This window comes from Deinococcus humi, assembly GCF_014201875.1.
Taxonomy (GTDB): Bacteria; Deinococcota; Deinococci; order Deinococcales; family Deinococcaceae; genus Deinococcus; species Deinococcus humi.
Window position 1 is genome coordinate 450,943 of record NZ_JACHFL010000001.1, and the last position, 16,870, is coordinate 467,812.

Consider the following 16,870-nt stretch of genomic DNA (forward strand, 5'->3'; position numbering starts at 1 on the left):
CGTGCTAGTACAGGCTTCCGGCGTTCACGATGGGCTGGGTGCCACGCTCGCTGGTCAGGACCACCAGCAGATTGCTGACCATCTGGGCCTTACGCTCCTCGTCCAGTTCCACGATGTGCTGATCGGCCAGCTCACGCAGAGCCATCTGCACCATGCCCACGGCGCCCTGCACGATCTGCGCCCTGGCGGCGATGATCGCGCTGGCCTGCTGGCGCTGGAGCATGGCCCCGGCAATTTCCGGCGAGTAGGCCAGATGCGACAGGCGGGCTTCCAGCACCTCCACCCCAGCGTGACGCAACCGGGCGGCCAGCTCGCGGCCCAGCGCCTCGGCCACCTCGTCGGCGTTGCCGCGCAGGCTCTTGCCGCTTTCCTCGTAGTTGTCGTAGGGGTACTGCGAGGCCAGGTGGCGCAGCGCCGTCTCGGACTGGATCGCGACGAACTCGGCGTAGTCCTCGACATCAAAGGTGGCCCGCGCGGTGTCAATCACGCGCCACACGATCACGGCGGCGATCTCAATGGGATTTCCCGACAGATCGTTGACCTTGAGCCGCTCGGAGTTGAAGTTGCGGATTCGCAGCGACACGTTTTTGCGAATCGTCAGCGGATTCGTCCAATACATGCCGTTGCGCCGCTCGGTGCCCACATAGCGCCCGAACAGGGTGAGCACCTTGGACTGATTGGGCTGCACGATGAAAAACCCGATCACCGTGAAAAAGAGCAGGAGGCTCAGCACCGCACCCAGAACAAATGGACCGGTCACCATCAACCACACCGCCACGGCCACCAGCACCAACCACAGCACGAAGATCGGCACGCCCGGCAACCCGAAGGCCACACGTTCCACACTCGCCACGCCGCTGCGCGTGGAAATTCCACCTTCGGGGCCGACCACTTCGGGAGCTTTCTGCAGTTCACTCATACCGTTTCCCTCCTCTCAGGGTGATATCACTGTGATACGAGACTGGAGGTTGAAAGTTCCCGGTCCATGACAGCAATGGACGCAGCGATCCTGCCAAATGCGAGGGGCACAGGCTCAAGCCCGCCCCACCGCAATCACGAAAGAGACGGGGCCAGCCAGCGCCCCGTCTCCCCTGTTCTCAGCTCCCGTGCCGTGTCTAGCGGCCAGTCTGTTGCAGCGTCCGCTTGAGCAGCGTGACTTTGACGTCCACGCTCTTCTTGTTGCGCCACACCCGCAGATTCACGGTCTGGCCGGGACGTTTGGCGGCCACCAGCCGGGTCACGTCGAAGGAATTGAGCACGCGCACCCCGTCCACCGCCACGATGATGTCGCCCAGGGGGGCGAGCAACTGATCGCTGCTGTTGCGCAGGCTGCCGCGCAGGCCCGCACGGGCAGCGGCGCTGCCGGCGGGCACGTCCATGACTAGGGCCCCTTCGGAGCTGGACAAGCCCGCAAGCTGGCGCAGAGCCGGGGGCAGGGTGGTCAGATCGATCAGGCTGGCGCCCAGCGTGCCGCGCTGGGGAACCCCGATCTTCTCCAGATCGTCCAGACTCTGCTTGACCAGATCGCCGGGAATGGCGATGCCGATCACGCCGGGCACCAGGTTGTTGGGCGCGGCGTTGGCATCGGCCACGCCCACCACCGCGCCGCGCGAATCGAGGATCGGTCCGCCGCTGTTGCCCTGCTGGATGCTGGCGGTGGTCATCAGGTACTCGCCGATCTCCCCGCCCAGATTGTCGTTGCGCGGCACGTTGTCTGCCGTCGCCATCACGCTGAAGATACCGGTGCTGACGAAGTTGGGAATCTTGAGGGGGGTGCCCATCGCGGTCAGCTTCTGCCCGGGAATCAGACGGGCGCTGCTGCCAAAGCTGAGGGTCTTGGGAGCCGTGACGCCAGTGACCCGCAGGATGGCGATGTCGATGCCAGGGTCGACGCCCTCGATCTTGGCCGAGACCTTCCTTCCGTTGTACAGCGTGACACTCAGCGAGTCCTGAAACTCGATGACATGGTAATTGGTGACAATCAGGTCTTTCTTGTAAAAAAAGCCAGTGCCAGTCTCGATAGGATCGTCGCCGGGCTGCAATTGATCGCGCTGCAGGCGGTTGTCGATGCGTACCACCGCTTGCAGCGCGTTCTGCGTGACCTCGACAGTATTGATCTCATCCGGCGTGACCAGGGCGCGCTGGGCACTGACCCGGCCCGTCAGGTAGGCGCCCGTCACGGCTGCACTCAGCAGCAGCGCGGCCCCCACAATGCGGCCAGCCTTCACCCCTCGCCGCCACCCTTGCTCTCGGTTTTGGGCGCGCTCTTGCTCTCGCCGCCGCTTCCGCCCCCAGTCTCCGATTTCTCGCGGGGGCGCGAGTCGTTGGCATAAAAGCCGCTGCCTTTAAAGGCAATGCTGGGGCGCGCCAGCACCCGTTTGACCGGCACGCCGGTTTCGGGATGAGCGGTGTAGGCATCGTCGCGCATGCTCTGGCGCAACTCGTAGATTTCTCCGGTATCGGTGTTTTTATAGAGGTAGGTGGGCATGGCAGGGTTCCTTGAAACGGGGAGTCGACATCGGGGCAACAGCTTGAATAGAGGGGACCAGGCCGCATGGTGCGTGGAGAAGCCTGTCCGGCGCACAGCCTAGCAAGGACAGCCTAGCAAGCGCAGCCGGGACAAACGGGAGGCTGTGTCACTCCAGGATCTCCCTGCAGAGCTGACCTCCCATCATCATCTGAGCATCTTGCTCATCAGAGGCACTCCGGGAATGTTATGATCTGTCGGCAACCTTCTCACATGCCGGGGAGTTTGCACAAACAGGGCAGCGCAAGGCCCATCCCAGGTGACAGACGATCCGTCCAGGGATGGGAAACGAGGTGGAGGTCAGCGAGCGTTCTGCGGATGCCTCCAGGTGTGGGCGACACCTACCCGCCGCGTCCCCTCTAGCAGAGGATGCGGGAAGTCCAGGCGATAACCCCCGTGGCAACGCGGACATAAGGCCGGACCCGACCCAGAAAAATCAGTACAGGCATCCCCGTCCTTTTCAACCGAGGAGGCGGGCAGGAGTCCTTATGTGTGGAATTGTGGGATATATCGGCGGTCGTCAGGCGCAGGACGTGCTCATCTCGGGCCTTTCCAAGCTGGAATACCGGGGCTACGACAGCGCGGGCGTGGCGATTGGTGACGGCGCATGCATCGCGGTCAAGAAGAAGGCAGGCAAGCTGGCCAACCTGGAAGCCGAGTTGGACGGCCGCCCCCTTAGCGGCACGCTGGGCATCGGGCACACGCGCTGGGCCACCCACGGGCTGCCCAACGACACCAACGCGCACCCGCACGCCACCGAGGACGGCCGGATCGTCATCATCCACAACGGCATCATCGAGAATTACCTGAAGCTCAAAGAGGACCTGATGTCGCGCGGCCACGAATTCAAGAGTGAAACCGATAGCGAGGTGCTGGCCCACCTGATCGAGGAGGCGTACAGCGGCGATCTGTATGAGGCCGTCCGCACAGCGCTGGGGCAAGTGCGCGGCGCTTACGGCATCGTGGTGACCCACGTCGATCACCGCGAGATCGTCGCGGCCCGCACGGTCAGCCCTCTGGTGATGGGCGTCGGTGACGGCGAGATGTTCCTGGCCTCCGACGTGCCCGCACTGCTGGCCTACACCCGGAAGATGGTCTTCCTGCATGACGGGGACATGGTGGTGCTGAACGACGACGGCTTCCGCGTCACCGATCTGGACGGCAACGAGCAGCACCGCACCGTGGAACACATCGACTGGGACGCCGAGGCTGCCGAGAAGGGCGGGTTTGATACTTACATGCTCAAGGAGATCTACGAGCAGCCCGTCGCCCTGACCAACACCCTGATCGGGCGCCTGCATGACGACACCGGCGAGGTCAATCTGGACATCAACCTCGATCCCAGCTCGTTCAAGCGCATCAGCATCATCGCCTGTGGCACCGCCTTCTACGCCGGGCTGGTGGGCGAGTACCTGATCGAGCAACTGGCGCGCATTCCAGTGGAAGTGGACGTGGCCTCCGAGTACCGGTACCGCGATCCACTAGTGTCCGAGCACACGCTGGCGATTGTGGTCAGCCAGTCGGGCGAGACCATCGATACCCTCGAAGCCCTGCGCGAGGCCAAGCGACACGGCGCGAAGACACTGGGAGTCATCAACGCCAAAGGCAGCAGCATGACCCGCGAGCTGGACGACACGCTGTCCATTCACGCCGGGCCGGAAATTGGGGTGGCCAGCACCAAGGCCTACACCTCAATGGTCAGCGCCTTCGTGATGTTAGCCCTGTGGCTGGGCCGGGCGCGCGGCACCCTCAGCGAGGCGCAGGGCACTGAGTTGCTGCACGCCGCCCGTGAGTTGCCCCGTCTGGTGGAGGAAGCGCTGGCCCCCGAGCGCGTGGAGGCCATTAAACAGGTGGCCGAGAAGTACCATCAGGCCCGCGACTACCTGTTCTTGGGGCGCGGTGTCAACAGCCCCACCGCCTACGAGGGTGCACTGAAACTCAAGGAAATCAGCTACATCCACGCCGAGGCCTACGCAGCCGGCGAGATGAAACACGGCCCGATTGCGCTGATCGATGCCAATCTTCCCGTCGCCGTGATCGCCACTGAGAGCCGTCTGCTGGAAAAGACCATCAGCAACGTGCAGGAAGTGCGGGCACGCGCCGGTAAGGTGATCCTGTTTCTGTCGGACGGCGACACCGAGAACGCCCGCCACGGCGACGACGTGATCTACGTGCCGCGCGCCCATGAGATGGTCAGCCCGGTGGTCAACGCCGTGGCGATGCAGCTGCTCGCCTACTTCACAGCCACCGCGCTGGGCAAGGATGTGGACAAGCCGAGGAACCTGGCAAAGAGCGTGACCGTGGAATAAGGCGGCAGCCCACGCAATCTGGAGGGGCAATGGAGCGCTGGGGGTGGTTTCGCGGAAGTGTGCGAAATCATTCTCTTCGCTTTGACATTCGGCTCCACCGCTTCCGATAGGCAAGTAAGCTTGCACACGAAGCGGATGTTCCTCATTTCAGTCGGTCAGCGCTGGGCGCTGGCGTAGCCACAGAGAGATTCATCAAATGCCATACACTGCCGCGTGAGTTCCCGCTCCCACACCTTCACACCGCCTCGCCAGGTGAGCTGGCTGATCGCGCTGATTCCCATCTTCCCGCCCCTCTATCTGGCGGCCTTTGGCGTCCTGGGTCAGCTCAGAACGCTGCCGCTGACTGCCCGCTATGTCCTCTTTTTCTTTGCCACCACCCAGCTGGTGGCCGCGCTGTTCACGCCCCGACCGCTGCTGTCACTGGGATTGGCCGCTGTCAGGACCCTTCTGATTCTGGCGATGATCGCGGCAGGGGTCTACCTACGCGAGAGCCGGAATTTGCGCCCCGTGCTCTGGGGACAGCTGGTGATCTTTGTGACGGCCTGGGGCTACACGCTCTCCACCCAAGGCTGGGCTGGGGTTCAGGACCGGCTGGGTCATCCGTACTACTACGTGGTCTCGCTGGGACTGGTGGCGGTGGTGGCTCTGTGGATCACGGTCTTCTGGCGCGGCGGGGGCTGGTGGCGCTGGCCCGCTGGAGGATTGGCCCTCCTTACCCTGCTGGCGGCGGGCAGCCGGGGCCCACTGCTGGCGCTGGGGGTGGGCAGTCTGGCCGCCGCACTGCTGGCCGGACGGAGAGGCGCGCGCCGCTGGATCCTGCTTCCGCTGGGCCTGTTGTTGGCCACTGTCCTGACTGTCAGTGCACTGCAACTACCTATTGCCCCTATCACCCGGCTGCTCAACGATCAGACCGGCGGGCGCAATTTCATCTGGGCTGATGCCTATGCAGCGTGGCAAACTTCACCGCTGGGCGGAGTCGGCGCCTTTCAAGGTGGACCATATCTGACTTATCTTTATAAGGACGGCTGTCAGCTCACTCCCACTCTGGAGGCCAATCAGGTAACGTGCCCGGCCTGGCTTGGCGAGCTCAGCAGCGCCTGGCTGATTGCTCATAACGCCTGGCTCCACTGGTTGATGGAAACGGGGGTAGTTGGGCTGGCTGGACTGCTTGCCATATATGGCTATGGATTAAGGGCGGTGACAAAAAGCCGCGACGCACTGCTCCTTGCGATCCTGTTTGGATATACAGCCATGAATGTGGTGGACGTGGTCATTGCCAGCCCCAGTCAGCATTTCTCAGAATTATGGTGGACTGTGCTGGGGATGGGCCTGGGCCACAGTCAGGACAGGGACCGGGGAGAAAATGGCTGACAACATCGCAGTTCCCCACTTTGAATCTGGCTTACATTTGACGAAAGTTGCAGAAGCGGGGTTTCGGGACGCAGAACCGTGGGGACGCTGGCTACTGGGACAGCAGGCTACAATCACGTTCGATTCACCGGAAGAGCAACGTGCTGAATTGAACATCAGCCTGTTTTTGCCCTACAAGTCTCAAGACTTCTCTTTAAATCTAAATGGAACAGCAATTTTTTCTACGGAACGCTCTCCAGAATCAGTAGGACGACAGAATGGCAAATTTGTCGTCACGCTTACTAAGGGACGCAATACCCTTGCAATCACCACCGATAAAAGCAATCTCGAGGGCACTGATCCGCCATTCGCCGAGAACGATCAATCAGATATTTCTGTTGCTATAGATGAGCTTGCATTAGCGGTATTTCAACAGCGCGATTCTCAAATCTATGGTCTGCGGCCAAGCACTCTTTTGGCCCCAAGATATACATCAGCGGGACAGCAGGGTTTGGAAATGTTGTTTGGGGGAGAAAGCGGACAGTTTATAAACTACAGCTTGCTTCGCCGCTTTAAACATCAGGCCTTTGATTTCTGCCTTGACGGGCAACGTATTTACACGCTGGATGCTGGATTGCCGGGCCACCTGCTGACTGGTCGCTTCCCCATTCCCAGTACGCCTCTTCCTTCCTCCGGCCTACATGTATTGCGTGTCAGCGCTCATACACCTGGGCAGCAGCGATCCGATATGCGTAGTCCGCCCATCTCAACCACCATCGAAGATAGTCCTGATGTGCGATTTTATGTACAAAAATTGCAGTTGCAGAGTAGCTCGGTTCTGTCTGGTGACCTGACGTTCCTTCCAAGCATTGTTCTGCTGACCGCGCTGCTCGTTGTTTTGCTTTGGAGACTGCTCTTCAAGCCTCGGCGCTAGTGAACGTAGCCTTGAGTGTTTCCCATCGCTGTGTGTTCAGACTCACGTCCTTTGGTAACGTCACCCTCGCCTCAGCGCGCGTGCCCTCCTGTACATCAGGACTGCGTCGCTGTGCCAGTTCGAAGACGCTCTTGCGACCAGTCACAATATGCAGCACTTCATCCTCGATGTCGGGCGCGTGAAGAACTGCCTGCGCGATCATTGGCGCAATGATGTCCACGTAGTCCTGCCCAGTGAAGACGTCGCTGTACGCCACCGGGTACTGGAACTCGCGCGGGCGAAAGCTGGTTCGGATGATCAGGTGCCTCTCAGCGGACCGGGCCGCTTCCTCGGCCACCAGCTTACTCAGAGCGTAGAAATTAACCACAGGGCCGGGTGTATCGTCCTCGCAGTAATTCCCAGTGTCGCCATTGAAAACGTAATCGGTACTGATCTGCACCAGTTTTGCGCCGATCGCGTTGGCCGCCTGCGCCATATTCCGCGTGCCCCTTACATTCACTGCCCAGCAGCGGTCACGGTCCCGTTCCGCGCCCCCCACATCGGTATACGCCGCCGCATGGACGATCACACTGGGGCGCTCGCGGCGCACCACCGCCTCGACAAGGGCTCTGTCGGTAATGTCCAGCTCGGATGAATTGGGAGCCACGACTTCGACCCCTTGCTCCGGCAGCAGGTCACACAGCTCGGTTCCCAGCCGGCCCCTGCCTCCCGTCAGCAGCACTTTCACCCCGTATCCTCGGCCCACAGCTCCGCCCCAAAGAAATCCCAGGGCAGGCGGCCCTCGTTAGGGTCGTCAATATTGAACTGCGCGTCCATGGTGTAAATCAACGTCGCGCCTGCGTCCCCGGCCCGATAGCCGTGTGCCACCCCGCTGGGAATGTGAACCATCATGGGCTGCTCACCGCTGAAGACCAGCTTGCGTTTCACATTCAGGGTGGTACTGTCTGCGCGGCAATCGACCAACCAGATGGTTAGCTGCCCCCCGAGGACACACCAGATCTCGTTCTGTTCCTGCTTTACATGGATGTGAAAGGCATTGATCCGCCCTGCGGCAGCCCACGACACACTGATCTGGCGCGGCACCAAGGGTGCGGGTAGACCCTGAATGCCCGCTTCATTCAGGCGCAGGTATTCCATGAAGGCGCCGTTCTCGCTGCGATTCTTTTTCAGGGCATGGGACCAGACACCGTCGATCTGCGGCGCGGCGGGGTAAGTTTCGAAAGTCAGAGCCTGAGCTGCCGATGCATCCAGTTTAATCTTGTGGTCTGAGGTCATGGGTGGCTCCGTTTTTCCTGGCTGATTTTCATCAGGTACTGGCCGTACCGGTTCTTGGCCAGTCGGCCGGCCTGCTCCAGCAGCATCTCTGTACTAATCCAGCCGCTACGCCAGGCAATCTCCTCGGGCGAGGCCACTTTGAGGCCCTGACGGTGCTCGATGGTCTGAATGAAGCTGCTAGCTTCCAACATACTGTCGTGCGTGCCCGTATCCAGCCAGGCAAAGCCCCGGCGCATCAGCTGCACATCCAGCAATCCCGAGTTCAGATACTGAATGTTGACATCTGTGATTTCCAGTTCTCCGCGGGGCGAGGGCCTGATCCCCCTAACAATCTCCACGATGTTCTGATCATAGAAGTACAGCCCTGTGACCGCAAAATCCGACTTGGGCTGAGCGGGTTTTTCCTCAATCGACACCGCCCGGCCGGTCTCGGAGAACTCCACCACGCCGTAGCGTTCGGGATCACTGACCTGATACGCGAACACCGTTGCTCCCTCGGTCTTCTGTCCTGCCGCCTCCATCAGGTCCGACAGGTCATTGCCGTAGAAGATATTGTCGCCCAGGATTAGGGCACTGTCATGACCGCGCACAAAGTCCTCGCCGATCAAGAACGCCTGGGCCAGCCCGCCGGGTTCCGGCTGCACCGCGTAGTCCAGTCTCAGTCCCCACTGCGAGCCATCGCCCAGCAACTGTTTGAAGCGTGGGGTGTCTTCAGGGGTACTGATGATCAGAATCTCGCGGATCCCGCCCAGCATTAGGGTGGTGAGCGGGTAATAGATCATTGGCTTGTCATAGATGGGCAGCAGTTGCTTGCTGACCGCCAGTGTCGCCGGATACAGCCGCGTGCCGCTACCACCCGCCAGGATGATGCCCCGACGGTTGGAACTGGAAACAGTCACTGGGCAGTTCCAGCCAGGCGCTCGGCATACTGCTTTTCGTAATACTCGCGGAACGCGCCACTGCGGATAGGCTCCCACCAGGCGCGGTGCTCGGCATACCACTTCGCCGCTTCGGCTACGGCCTCTTTGGGGTCATATTTCGGCTGCCAGCCCAGTGTCTTGAGTTTGTCCACGTTCATGCTGTAGCGCCGGTCATGGCCGGGCCGATCTGTGACATGCCGGATCAGATCATGCGACTTGCCCAGTGACGCGAGCACGATGTCAACCATTTCCAGATTGGTCATTTCGCGACCAGTGCCGACGTTGTAGACCTCCCCGATCTCGCCGCGCAGTAGAACGGTCTCAATGCCAGTGCAATGGTCATAGACGTGAGCGTAGTCGCGCATCTGCAACCCATCCCCGTAGATTGGAATGGCTTCGCCCAGAATGGCGTTGGTGGAAAACAGTGGCACGGCCTTTTCCGGATACTGATACGGACCAACATTGTTTGCCCCGCGCGTGATGGTCACCGGCAAGTTGTAGGTGATGGCGTAGGCCTGCACCAGCTGATCGGCGGCGGCCTTGCTGGCTGCGTAGGGACTGCGCGGTGCGAGTGCGTCGGCTTCTACGCTCTGATGATCGTCTCGGATGTGCCCGTAGACCTCATCGGTGCTGATGTGGTGCAGGCGGATGCCCAGTTCGCGGGCCACTTCCAGTAGAACGTGGGTGCCCCGCACATTGGTGTCCGTGAAGACCAGCGGTCCCAGGATGCTCTGGTCCACATGGGTCTCGGCGGCAAAGTTGACGATCAGGTCGATGCTTTGCTGTTGGCAGGTGCCCCGTACCAGCGCTTGATCGCCGATATCGCCCACTACCAGTTGCAGGCGGGCGTCATCCCACAGGTCCGCCAGATTCTCCTTGCGGCCCGCGTAGGTCAATTTGTCGTACACCACCACGCGGCTGTGGGGATGCTCCGTTAGCCAGTAGCGCACAAAGTTGCTGCCGATAAAGCCGCAGCCACCGGTAATAAGCAGGTTTTGAACAGGATGCTGGGTCATCTTTCTCCCATAATTAAGGCCATGACTGCGATTTCAGGATCATGACCGCTGGCTTTGGCCGATTCTGCCGCCTCGAGGATGGCCGCGAACTCGGCCCGGAAACGCTCGGGACGAAATTGATCAGCGTGCTGGCGGATCACCGATGCATCAAACAAATGTTGACGTTGTTCAAAGAGAACAATGGCCCGACTAAGGCTCTCGATGTTCTGCTGCCCGAAGAATATCCCTGTCCTGTCTGCCACTACTGTTTCCAGGTTGCCGCCCTTGCCGTACGCGATCACCGGTGCGCCCGCAGCCTGGGCCTCTACCGGTATGATTCCGAAATCCTCGTCGGCAGCGAAGACAAACGCGCGGCAGCGGCTCATCAGATCAGCTACGTTTTCATCGCTCTGGCGGCCCAGCAAATGCACGTTCGGCCCTGCCAGTGCCTTCACTTTTTCAAAATCCGGCCCATTTCCGATCACCACAAGAGGTTTGCCGAGTCGGGTGAAGGTCTCCACGATCAGGTCCAGTTTCTTGTACGGTACGAAACGGCTCATTGTGAGGTAAAACTCTTCGCGGGGCCGCGTATGGTCAAAACGGTCTACGTCCACCGGCGGGTAAAGTACCCTTGCTGGGCGGCGGTACGTGCGCCAGACGCGCCGCGCAACGTAGTGGCTGTTGGCAAGAAACACATCCACCCGGTTGGCTGTAGAGGAATCCCAGATGCGGATGTAGTGCAGCACAATTTTTGCCAGGGTCGCCTTGAGTCCACTGGTGAGATTGGCCTCACGTAGATATTGCTGGTATAGATCCCAGGCATAGCGGATTGGAGAATGGATATAGCTCACATGTAGTTGATCAGCTCCAATCAGCACACCTTTGGCAACTGCATAGCTGCTGGAAACGATGGTGTCGTACTCCGTCAGGTCGAACTGCTCAACCTGATAAGGCATCAAGGGCAAGTAAGTGCGGTAGTAGCTGACCCCACCGGGCCAATGCTGAATGGCGCTAGTGTGAACCTCCGCAGCTTCCAAGGGCGTACCCAGGAAATCTTCTGGCCTGTAGACCATGGTGTAAATCGGTGCTGGGCGAGTCGCCAACATTTCAATGAGGACTTTCTCCGCCCCGGCAAAGCCGCCAGACAGCCAGTCGTGGACAATCGCCACTTTTGAGTCAGATAGCGCGGCGCTTGATCTGTTGATGTAGTTCTCGTCGACTCGGTTCGGCTCGTCGTGATCCATAAATTCCTCGTTCCGGCTCAATAGAATCTAGTGTGCCTGTTCTAGCAACAATCGCTCAGTTTCAGTAGCGGTTCGATCCCAGCTAAAGAGCTTAGAACGTTCAAGGCCACGCGCACTTAGTTCCGCCCGCAACTGAGGCTGTTCTGTGATTTGTTGCATGGCTTGAAGCAATGAAACTTCCAAATATGGGTTGATTAGGAGCGCGGCGTCACCCACCACTTCTGGCAGAGAGGTCGTATTTGACGTGATAACGGGCGTGCCACAGGCCATCGCTTCAAGTGGTGGAAGGCCAAAACCTTCGTAAAGACTGGGATAAACAAGTGCCTCGGCGGCGGCATATAGGCTTGGCAACGCAGTGTCTTCAACGCGGCCCAACAACTGAACACCATCTGGCACACGGTCAAAGCCCTGTCCAGCGAAAACTTTACTCGCCGTCCCCACCACCAGCAGCCGAAGTTCCTCAGGACGATTCGGCCACGCTTCCCAAGCATGCAGCAGACGGCTCAAATTCTTGCGAGGTTCAAGAGAACTGACACTGAGCAGAAACCGTTCCGGCCAACCGTGCCTTACACGGGCCTGAATGATTTCCGACGCAGTAAGAGGTTTGAACTGAGTAGCGGCTGCCAGTGGGATAGCTGTTACTTTGGTGGGCGACAAGCTAAATTGTTTAATTAAGCGCTGTCTGGAATATTCAGATACTGTCAGAATGTGTTTGACTCGCCGTATGAGCGTTGGCAGCAGCAGGTGATAAGCTAATCTGAACTCTTTACTAAACCACTCTGGGTGATCAAATACAGCGATATCATGGATGGTTACAACTTGTTTACGGTATAGAATAGGCCCCATGTTAGAAGGACTCCACAGAAATCCTTTTAAGCTAGAAGGTAAAATCAGTTGTTCCCAAATATACCCCGATATTGCAGTCGAAAATACTTCCGATGGCTGCAATGTTGTGGCTTTGATATTCAGCCTTTCGGTTATTTCCAATGCGTAACGTTGTACTCCAGTGGTCATTTTTCTTGTAAAGCTTCTTCCGTTGATATATAGCATTATTCACCAGTATATTTTTGAACAGCTATGGGACTCTTCACACTCTTGGATGATATTATGAATATGACGGCAATCAAGCCAGGGATAGTGAGCACTATATTGAAGACCCCCATAGCCAAATATGAGCTAATAAACGCACAGCAGGCAATTGTGAGTGCATTTGTGGAATCATGCGATTTACGTAGAGTTGACACCCAAATACAGAATAGGATTGTGAGCATAATAATCAATCCTACTACTCCTATGTGTGTTACTACAGCTAGATAAGTATTATCTATTAGTGTTCCCTGACTCTGAGAAAATCTGTCATTCTGTATATAGCCACTTCCAAAAATAAGCTGGTCTAAACCACCTCTCCACAACTGGTTGAGGTAGTTTTCCCATTGGTCTAATCGGATATTTAAGTTTTGTGCATCAGATATGCCGCTTTGTGCCTTGAATAGTCGGCTGCTATTTGCTAATAAAAAAGATAAGGCACCATAAATTAGTGGAAGTGGGATTAGATATTTCCAGTTTTTTATAAACCCCATCAAAAGTATTGTAATTAAGGTACAAGACGCTCCAACATAAACGTTACGAGTTAGTGTCATTAGAATACCAATCACACTTAAGGAAAAGACTAATAGTGTCCACGGAGAGTGCTTCGTGAAAAGAAAACTAGCAAGGGAAAGAGCCATAATAAATATTAAGAACTGACCAAATTCAAAGGGGGAATTGAACAAACTGAAAGCCCTCACCCTCTGATCAAACTGCCAACTCCCGACGAAAAAAGCTTCGTTCGCAGATGCTGTTGGCAATAGCGGATTTCGCAGCCACCATTGAAAGAAGCCCAAAATAATTAGGGGTACAGCTAGAAAATATAGCATGCGAATTATGCTTCGATTAGGAATCATATTCTTCATTCCATAAGATAATGGTAAAATTAAATAGAAAAAATAATATGAATTGATACCGAATATTAAGTAATTGACTCCAAAATTTTCATAAATAGTGAGTCTTAAGATATCAAAGCCAAGATATGCAAGCAAAACAAAAATAGAAATTGAAACCCACCTAGGAACCCCGATACTGCCCCGTAAAAGCATGGCTGCAATTAAACTGATGATTAAAAGAAATTTAAAATAAACAGTTGTAATAATGACATCGCCAAATAAGGCAATCTGCAACTGGGACGTTAAACCATTGACAAAAACCAATATAAGAAGCAATAGTGCTATTATGGAAATACCGTTTTGGAGAATCAAGCTCACATTTGATCTCATTTTCACGAAATCGTTATCGTAGTACAAATGACGTCCTCCTATTCAATTTGAACATTATGCAACATAAATGTTATCTGATAGTGCTTTTTTCGTTTCAAAAATAACTATTTTTGCCCTCTGATAGTCACCTTCATAAATTCTCTTAAAAGTTCTACCAAGTGATCCAAAAAGTATAGGGATTTCTGCAATTTTACTGTGTTTTTTAAAAAAACGTGTCGCTGAATAATTATAGTACGCATCCATCAATGGACTCTTTTTCCCTAAAGATGATGATTCTTTATGATAGACTCTGGATAAATCAGCGACAGCCAGGCTAAATCCTAATTTTCTAATTCTAATACTCAAATCGACGTCTTCCCAGTACATGAAAAAGCCAGAATCAAAACCTTCGAGTGTTTCTACAATAGAAGTTCTGATAAGAACACTGGCAGCGGTAAGATAGTCAATATTGTCAGGCTTTTTCAAATGCCAAGCGCGTCCAAAAATAAATGAGACTTTTCCACCACCCCATGCCTGTACGCCATATGGAAAATCAGAATCAACAATTAATGAACCCACGGCTCCAATTTTTGGATCCGATTCCGCCATCTCTACCAACTTCGTGAGGGCATCTGTGCATACTGTGGTGTCATTATTTAATAGCCAAACATAGTCAGAATTATCTTCAATAGAGCGTCTGATTCCTATGTTATTACCACCGCCAAAACCCAAGTTTGATGAACTTTTTATGATTTCCAAATTAGGAAATAAGCTTTTTATTCTCTCAATTGAGGAATCTGTAGATGCATTATCTATTAGTACGATTTTATAATTTTTATATGTGATACGCTCTAAAGATCTGAGGCACTCGATCGTATACTCCCAACCATTCCAATTAAGCATAATGATTGATACAAATGGTTCTGTCTTCATACACGACTCTCATTTTTCCCAAACGTATTGAGTAACTCAATTAAGTTGGCTATAGATCTTTTCCAAGTAAATTGTCTTACAAAATCGTGCCCATTCATCGCGATAAACTGCCTTTTTTCATTGTCTTCAATAAGTTCTTGAATTTTATCAGCAAGCGCCTGAAAGTCCTGCAATTCAAATAGAAGAGCGGTAAAGTTATCGATGGCATATTCTCTATGTCCTCCTATATCACTAACTACTAATGCGGCCCCACACTGTAGTGCTTCACATTCAGTGAGACCCCAGCCTTCAGAATGACTGGCAGATATATAGATGGATACGCTATTATATATCTCTCGTAGTTTTTCTACGCTCGGCTCTTTAATATAGTCAATCCAATGCGGAAGTATTGTAGGACGATCAATAACACCAAAGGCAGTAGCTTTCAGAGCAGGATACTTTTTCTTAACAACCTTCAAAGCTTCTATACAGTCTTTAGAACCTTTATATTCTGCTTCATGAACTAGAAATGCCACACTTTGAGGATATCTTTCAGCTATCGGTATATCGCAACCAAAATCATCGAAATCCAAGCCGTTAGGAATATAATGAGAGGATTCCCCTATTGAATCTAGACGCTCTTTAATCCAATTTGCAATAACAATTTTATTCATAGGATAACGCCATGTTTCTATCAATTTATCTTCGCTAATCCTCCAAGATTCGACGCCTTGTATTAAATAAAACTTTTTATGTACACCGATCTTATAATTATTAACCCATGATGCAGTTTGCCAAGCTGTTGCAAAGATAAAATCGATATCTTCTGTATCTATAGCGGCAGGACTCAAAACCCATCTAAGCTTGACTCTTTCATCTACTGAAAACCACTTAGGAAAAGCGGAGTTATTTATTAATCTAAAAACAAAAATGAGGCATTTTCTCAAATATTGCCAGAAATTTATATCTCTGTCAATAATTGCGGGATGCAGAATTGTTATGCTGTAACCTGCATCTGCAAGACGATTGGCATATTCGTAAACTATTTTATAACCCCCAACAGGATTTTTAGAGGGGCCAGGCAAAATAAAGGTAATTCTTCTGGGTTTAGATGTCATGTCTGGGATTTTTTCGTGCTAATCTCGCCATAAATTGGTAGGAGGACTTTAAAGTCTTAATTCCATGTTTCCCAAGGCCAGAGAACATAAACCATGTCCACAAACGGAAATACAGAGGCGAAAGCTTTATTCCTTTAAGAAAGATGGATTGAGCCTTTGTATGCTCACCAATATTTAATAACTTACGTCCTTCATGATAACACGCTATTGCCTCAGCCCGATTCGCGAAAGATGTCAGATCTGGGCGCAAATATCGAATATGTTCATATGTCTTATGCATGTCATCTATCAGGGAATTCCTGGTTATATTTCCATTATGCATGCGGTACCCACTGAATACACCATCAATACGCATGACATATCCATTTAGCATTGATTCTAGATAGAAGAGCCAATCATTCGCCCTGGGTATTCCAACATTAAATCCATTAACTGGGCAACTGGATCGCCTGACCATTATAGCGGAACTTGGCAGCGACACACCATCGTACAGCAGCTGCCTGACATTTCGCTTTTCTCTTTCTTTGGTATTTGTTATCGCTATTGTGACACCGCTCTGTGAGTCAAATACTCGAACAGCGTGAAAACACAAATCGCACTCTCCATTTTTTTCCATCGCCTTCACTTGATGGGTTATTTTATGAGGGTAGAATAGATCGTCTCCCCCGAGCCACGCAATATATTCCCCTGTACAAGAAAAAAACGCACGATTGCAGTTTTCAGCTATTCCAGTATTATTATCAGACAATATTATTTTTAACAAACCAGGGTACATATCAGCGTATTCTTTGATAATTTCAGGAGTTCGATCAGAGGATCCATCATCTGAAACAATGATTTCCATATTCTCATAATCTTGAGCGATAACGCTATCCAAGGTTTGCCTAATAAAGCTCTCCTGATTGTACGTGACAATTGCAACTGATACTTTAGGTAGGCCTGTCATAATCATCCCCTTGATTTTTTAGCATTGCAGAGCAAATTTTTAAGCATCA

16 protein-coding genes are annotated in these 16,870 nt (G+C 53.9%); 3 read left to right on the top strand and 13 right to left on the bottom strand.

The window, feature by feature from the left end; translation table 11 throughout:
- Positions 1-4: 4 nt before the first annotated feature.
- The 3 genes from HNQ08_RS02395 to HNQ08_RS02405 all read right to left on the bottom strand — a co-directional run bounded on the left by HNQ08_RS02395 (position 5) and on the right by HNQ08_RS02405 (position 2,488).
- Complete coding sequence (locus tag HNQ08_RS02395) at positions 5-919, bottom strand: SPFH domain-containing protein (protein ID WP_184127487.1); 915 nt, start codon at positions 917-919, stop codon at positions 5-7.
- 196 nt (positions 920-1,115) lie between these two features.
- Positions 1,116-2,228 (bottom strand): S1C family serine protease, encoded by a 1,113-nt coding sequence (locus tag HNQ08_RS02400; protein ID WP_184127488.1) that lies wholly within the window; start codon positions 2,226-2,228, stop codon positions 1,116-1,118.
- Complete coding sequence (locus HNQ08_RS02405) at positions 2,225-2,488, bottom strand: FmdB family zinc ribbon protein (protein WP_184127489.1); 264 nt, start codon at positions 2,486-2,488, stop codon at positions 2,225-2,227. Before HNQ08_RS02405 ends, HNQ08_RS02400 begins: the two co-directional genes overlap by 4 nt.
- 527 nt (positions 2,489-3,015) lie before the next feature.
- On the opposite strand from HNQ08_RS02405, the gene glmS reads away from it, so the two are divergent.
- From glmS to HNQ08_RS02420, 3 genes are all read left to right on the top strand, one after another.
- Positions 3,016-4,836 carry a glutamine--fructose-6-phosphate transaminase (isomerizing) gene (gene glmS / locus HNQ08_RS02410; protein WP_184127490.1) on the top strand — a complete coding sequence of 607 codons (1,821 nt, stop codon included), beginning with the start codon at positions 3,016-3,018 and terminating at the stop codon, positions 4,834-4,836.
- A gap of 213 nt (positions 4,837-5,049) precedes the next feature.
- Positions 5,050-6,207, top strand: a complete 1,158-nt coding sequence (locus HNQ08_RS02415) for an O-antigen ligase family protein (RefSeq protein ID WP_184127491.1) — start codon at positions 5,050-5,052, stop codon at positions 6,205-6,207.
- Positions 6,200-7,120 (top strand): hypothetical protein, encoded by a 921-nt coding sequence (locus HNQ08_RS02420; RefSeq protein WP_184127492.1) that lies wholly within the window; start codon positions 6,200-6,202, stop codon positions 7,118-7,120. Before HNQ08_RS02415 ends, HNQ08_RS02420 begins: the two co-directional genes overlap by 8 nt.
- On the opposite strand, the gene HNQ08_RS02425 is transcribed toward HNQ08_RS02420, so the two are convergent.
- The 10 genes from HNQ08_RS02425 to HNQ08_RS02470 all read right to left on the bottom strand — a co-directional run bounded on the left by HNQ08_RS02425 (position 7,104) and on the right by HNQ08_RS02470 (position 16,821).
- A complete protein-coding gene (locus tag HNQ08_RS02425) occupies positions 7,104-7,847 on the bottom strand; it encodes an SDR family oxidoreductase (RefSeq protein ID WP_184127493.1) in 744 nt (247 codons plus the stop codon). The two genes, HNQ08_RS02420 and HNQ08_RS02425, sit on opposite strands and share 17 nt — an antisense overlap.
- Positions 7,844-8,395: a dTDP-4-dehydrorhamnose 3,5-epimerase family protein gene (locus HNQ08_RS02430; protein WP_184127494.1), complete on the bottom strand. Its 552-nt coding sequence runs from the start codon at positions 8,393-8,395 to the stop codon at positions 7,844-7,846. The genes HNQ08_RS02425 and HNQ08_RS02430 overlap by 4 nt, the downstream gene beginning before the upstream one ends.
- Positions 8,392-9,294: a glucose-1-phosphate thymidylyltransferase RfbA gene (gene rfbA, locus HNQ08_RS02435; RefSeq protein WP_184127495.1), complete on the bottom strand. Its 903-nt coding sequence runs from the start codon at positions 9,292-9,294 to the stop codon at positions 8,392-8,394. Before rfbA ends, HNQ08_RS02430 begins: the two co-directional genes overlap by 4 nt.
- Positions 9,291-10,331, bottom strand: coding sequence for a dTDP-glucose 4,6-dehydratase (rfbB, locus tag HNQ08_RS02440; protein ID WP_184127496.1), 1,041 nt, complete (start codon positions 10,329-10,331; stop codon positions 9,291-9,293). The genes rfbA and rfbB overlap by 4 nt, the downstream gene beginning before the upstream one ends.
- Positions 10,328-11,575, bottom strand: coding sequence for a glycosyltransferase (locus HNQ08_RS02445; protein WP_229789588.1), 1,248 nt, complete (start codon positions 11,573-11,575; stop codon positions 10,328-10,330). The genes rfbB and HNQ08_RS02445 overlap by 4 nt, the downstream gene beginning before the upstream one ends.
- A 6-nt stretch (positions 11,576-11,581) precedes the next feature.
- Positions 11,582-12,604: a glycosyltransferase family 4 protein gene (locus HNQ08_RS02450; protein ID WP_184127497.1), complete on the bottom strand. Its 1,023-nt coding sequence runs from the start codon at positions 12,602-12,604 to the stop codon at positions 11,582-11,584.
- Complete coding sequence (locus HNQ08_RS02455) at positions 12,604-13,854, bottom strand: O-antigen ligase family protein (protein ID WP_184127498.1); 1,251 nt, start codon at positions 13,852-13,854, stop codon at positions 12,604-12,606. Before HNQ08_RS02455 ends, HNQ08_RS02450 begins: the two co-directional genes overlap by 1 nt.
- 66 nt (positions 13,855-13,920) lie before the next feature.
- Positions 13,921-14,778 (bottom strand): glycosyltransferase family 2 protein, encoded by an 858-nt coding sequence (locus HNQ08_RS02460; protein WP_184127499.1) that lies wholly within the window; start codon positions 14,776-14,778, stop codon positions 13,921-13,923.
- A complete protein-coding gene (locus HNQ08_RS02465; RefSeq protein WP_184127500.1) occupies positions 14,775-15,875 on the bottom strand; it encodes a glycosyltransferase family 4 protein in 1,101 nt (366 codons plus the stop codon). The genes HNQ08_RS02460 and HNQ08_RS02465 overlap by 4 nt, the downstream gene beginning before the upstream one ends.
- Positions 15,865-16,821: a glycosyltransferase family 2 protein gene (locus HNQ08_RS02470; protein ID WP_184127501.1), complete on the bottom strand. Its 957-nt coding sequence runs from the start codon at positions 16,819-16,821 to the stop codon at positions 15,865-15,867. Before HNQ08_RS02470 ends, HNQ08_RS02465 begins: the two co-directional genes overlap by 11 nt.
- Positions 16,822-16,870: the final 49 nt, after the last annotated feature.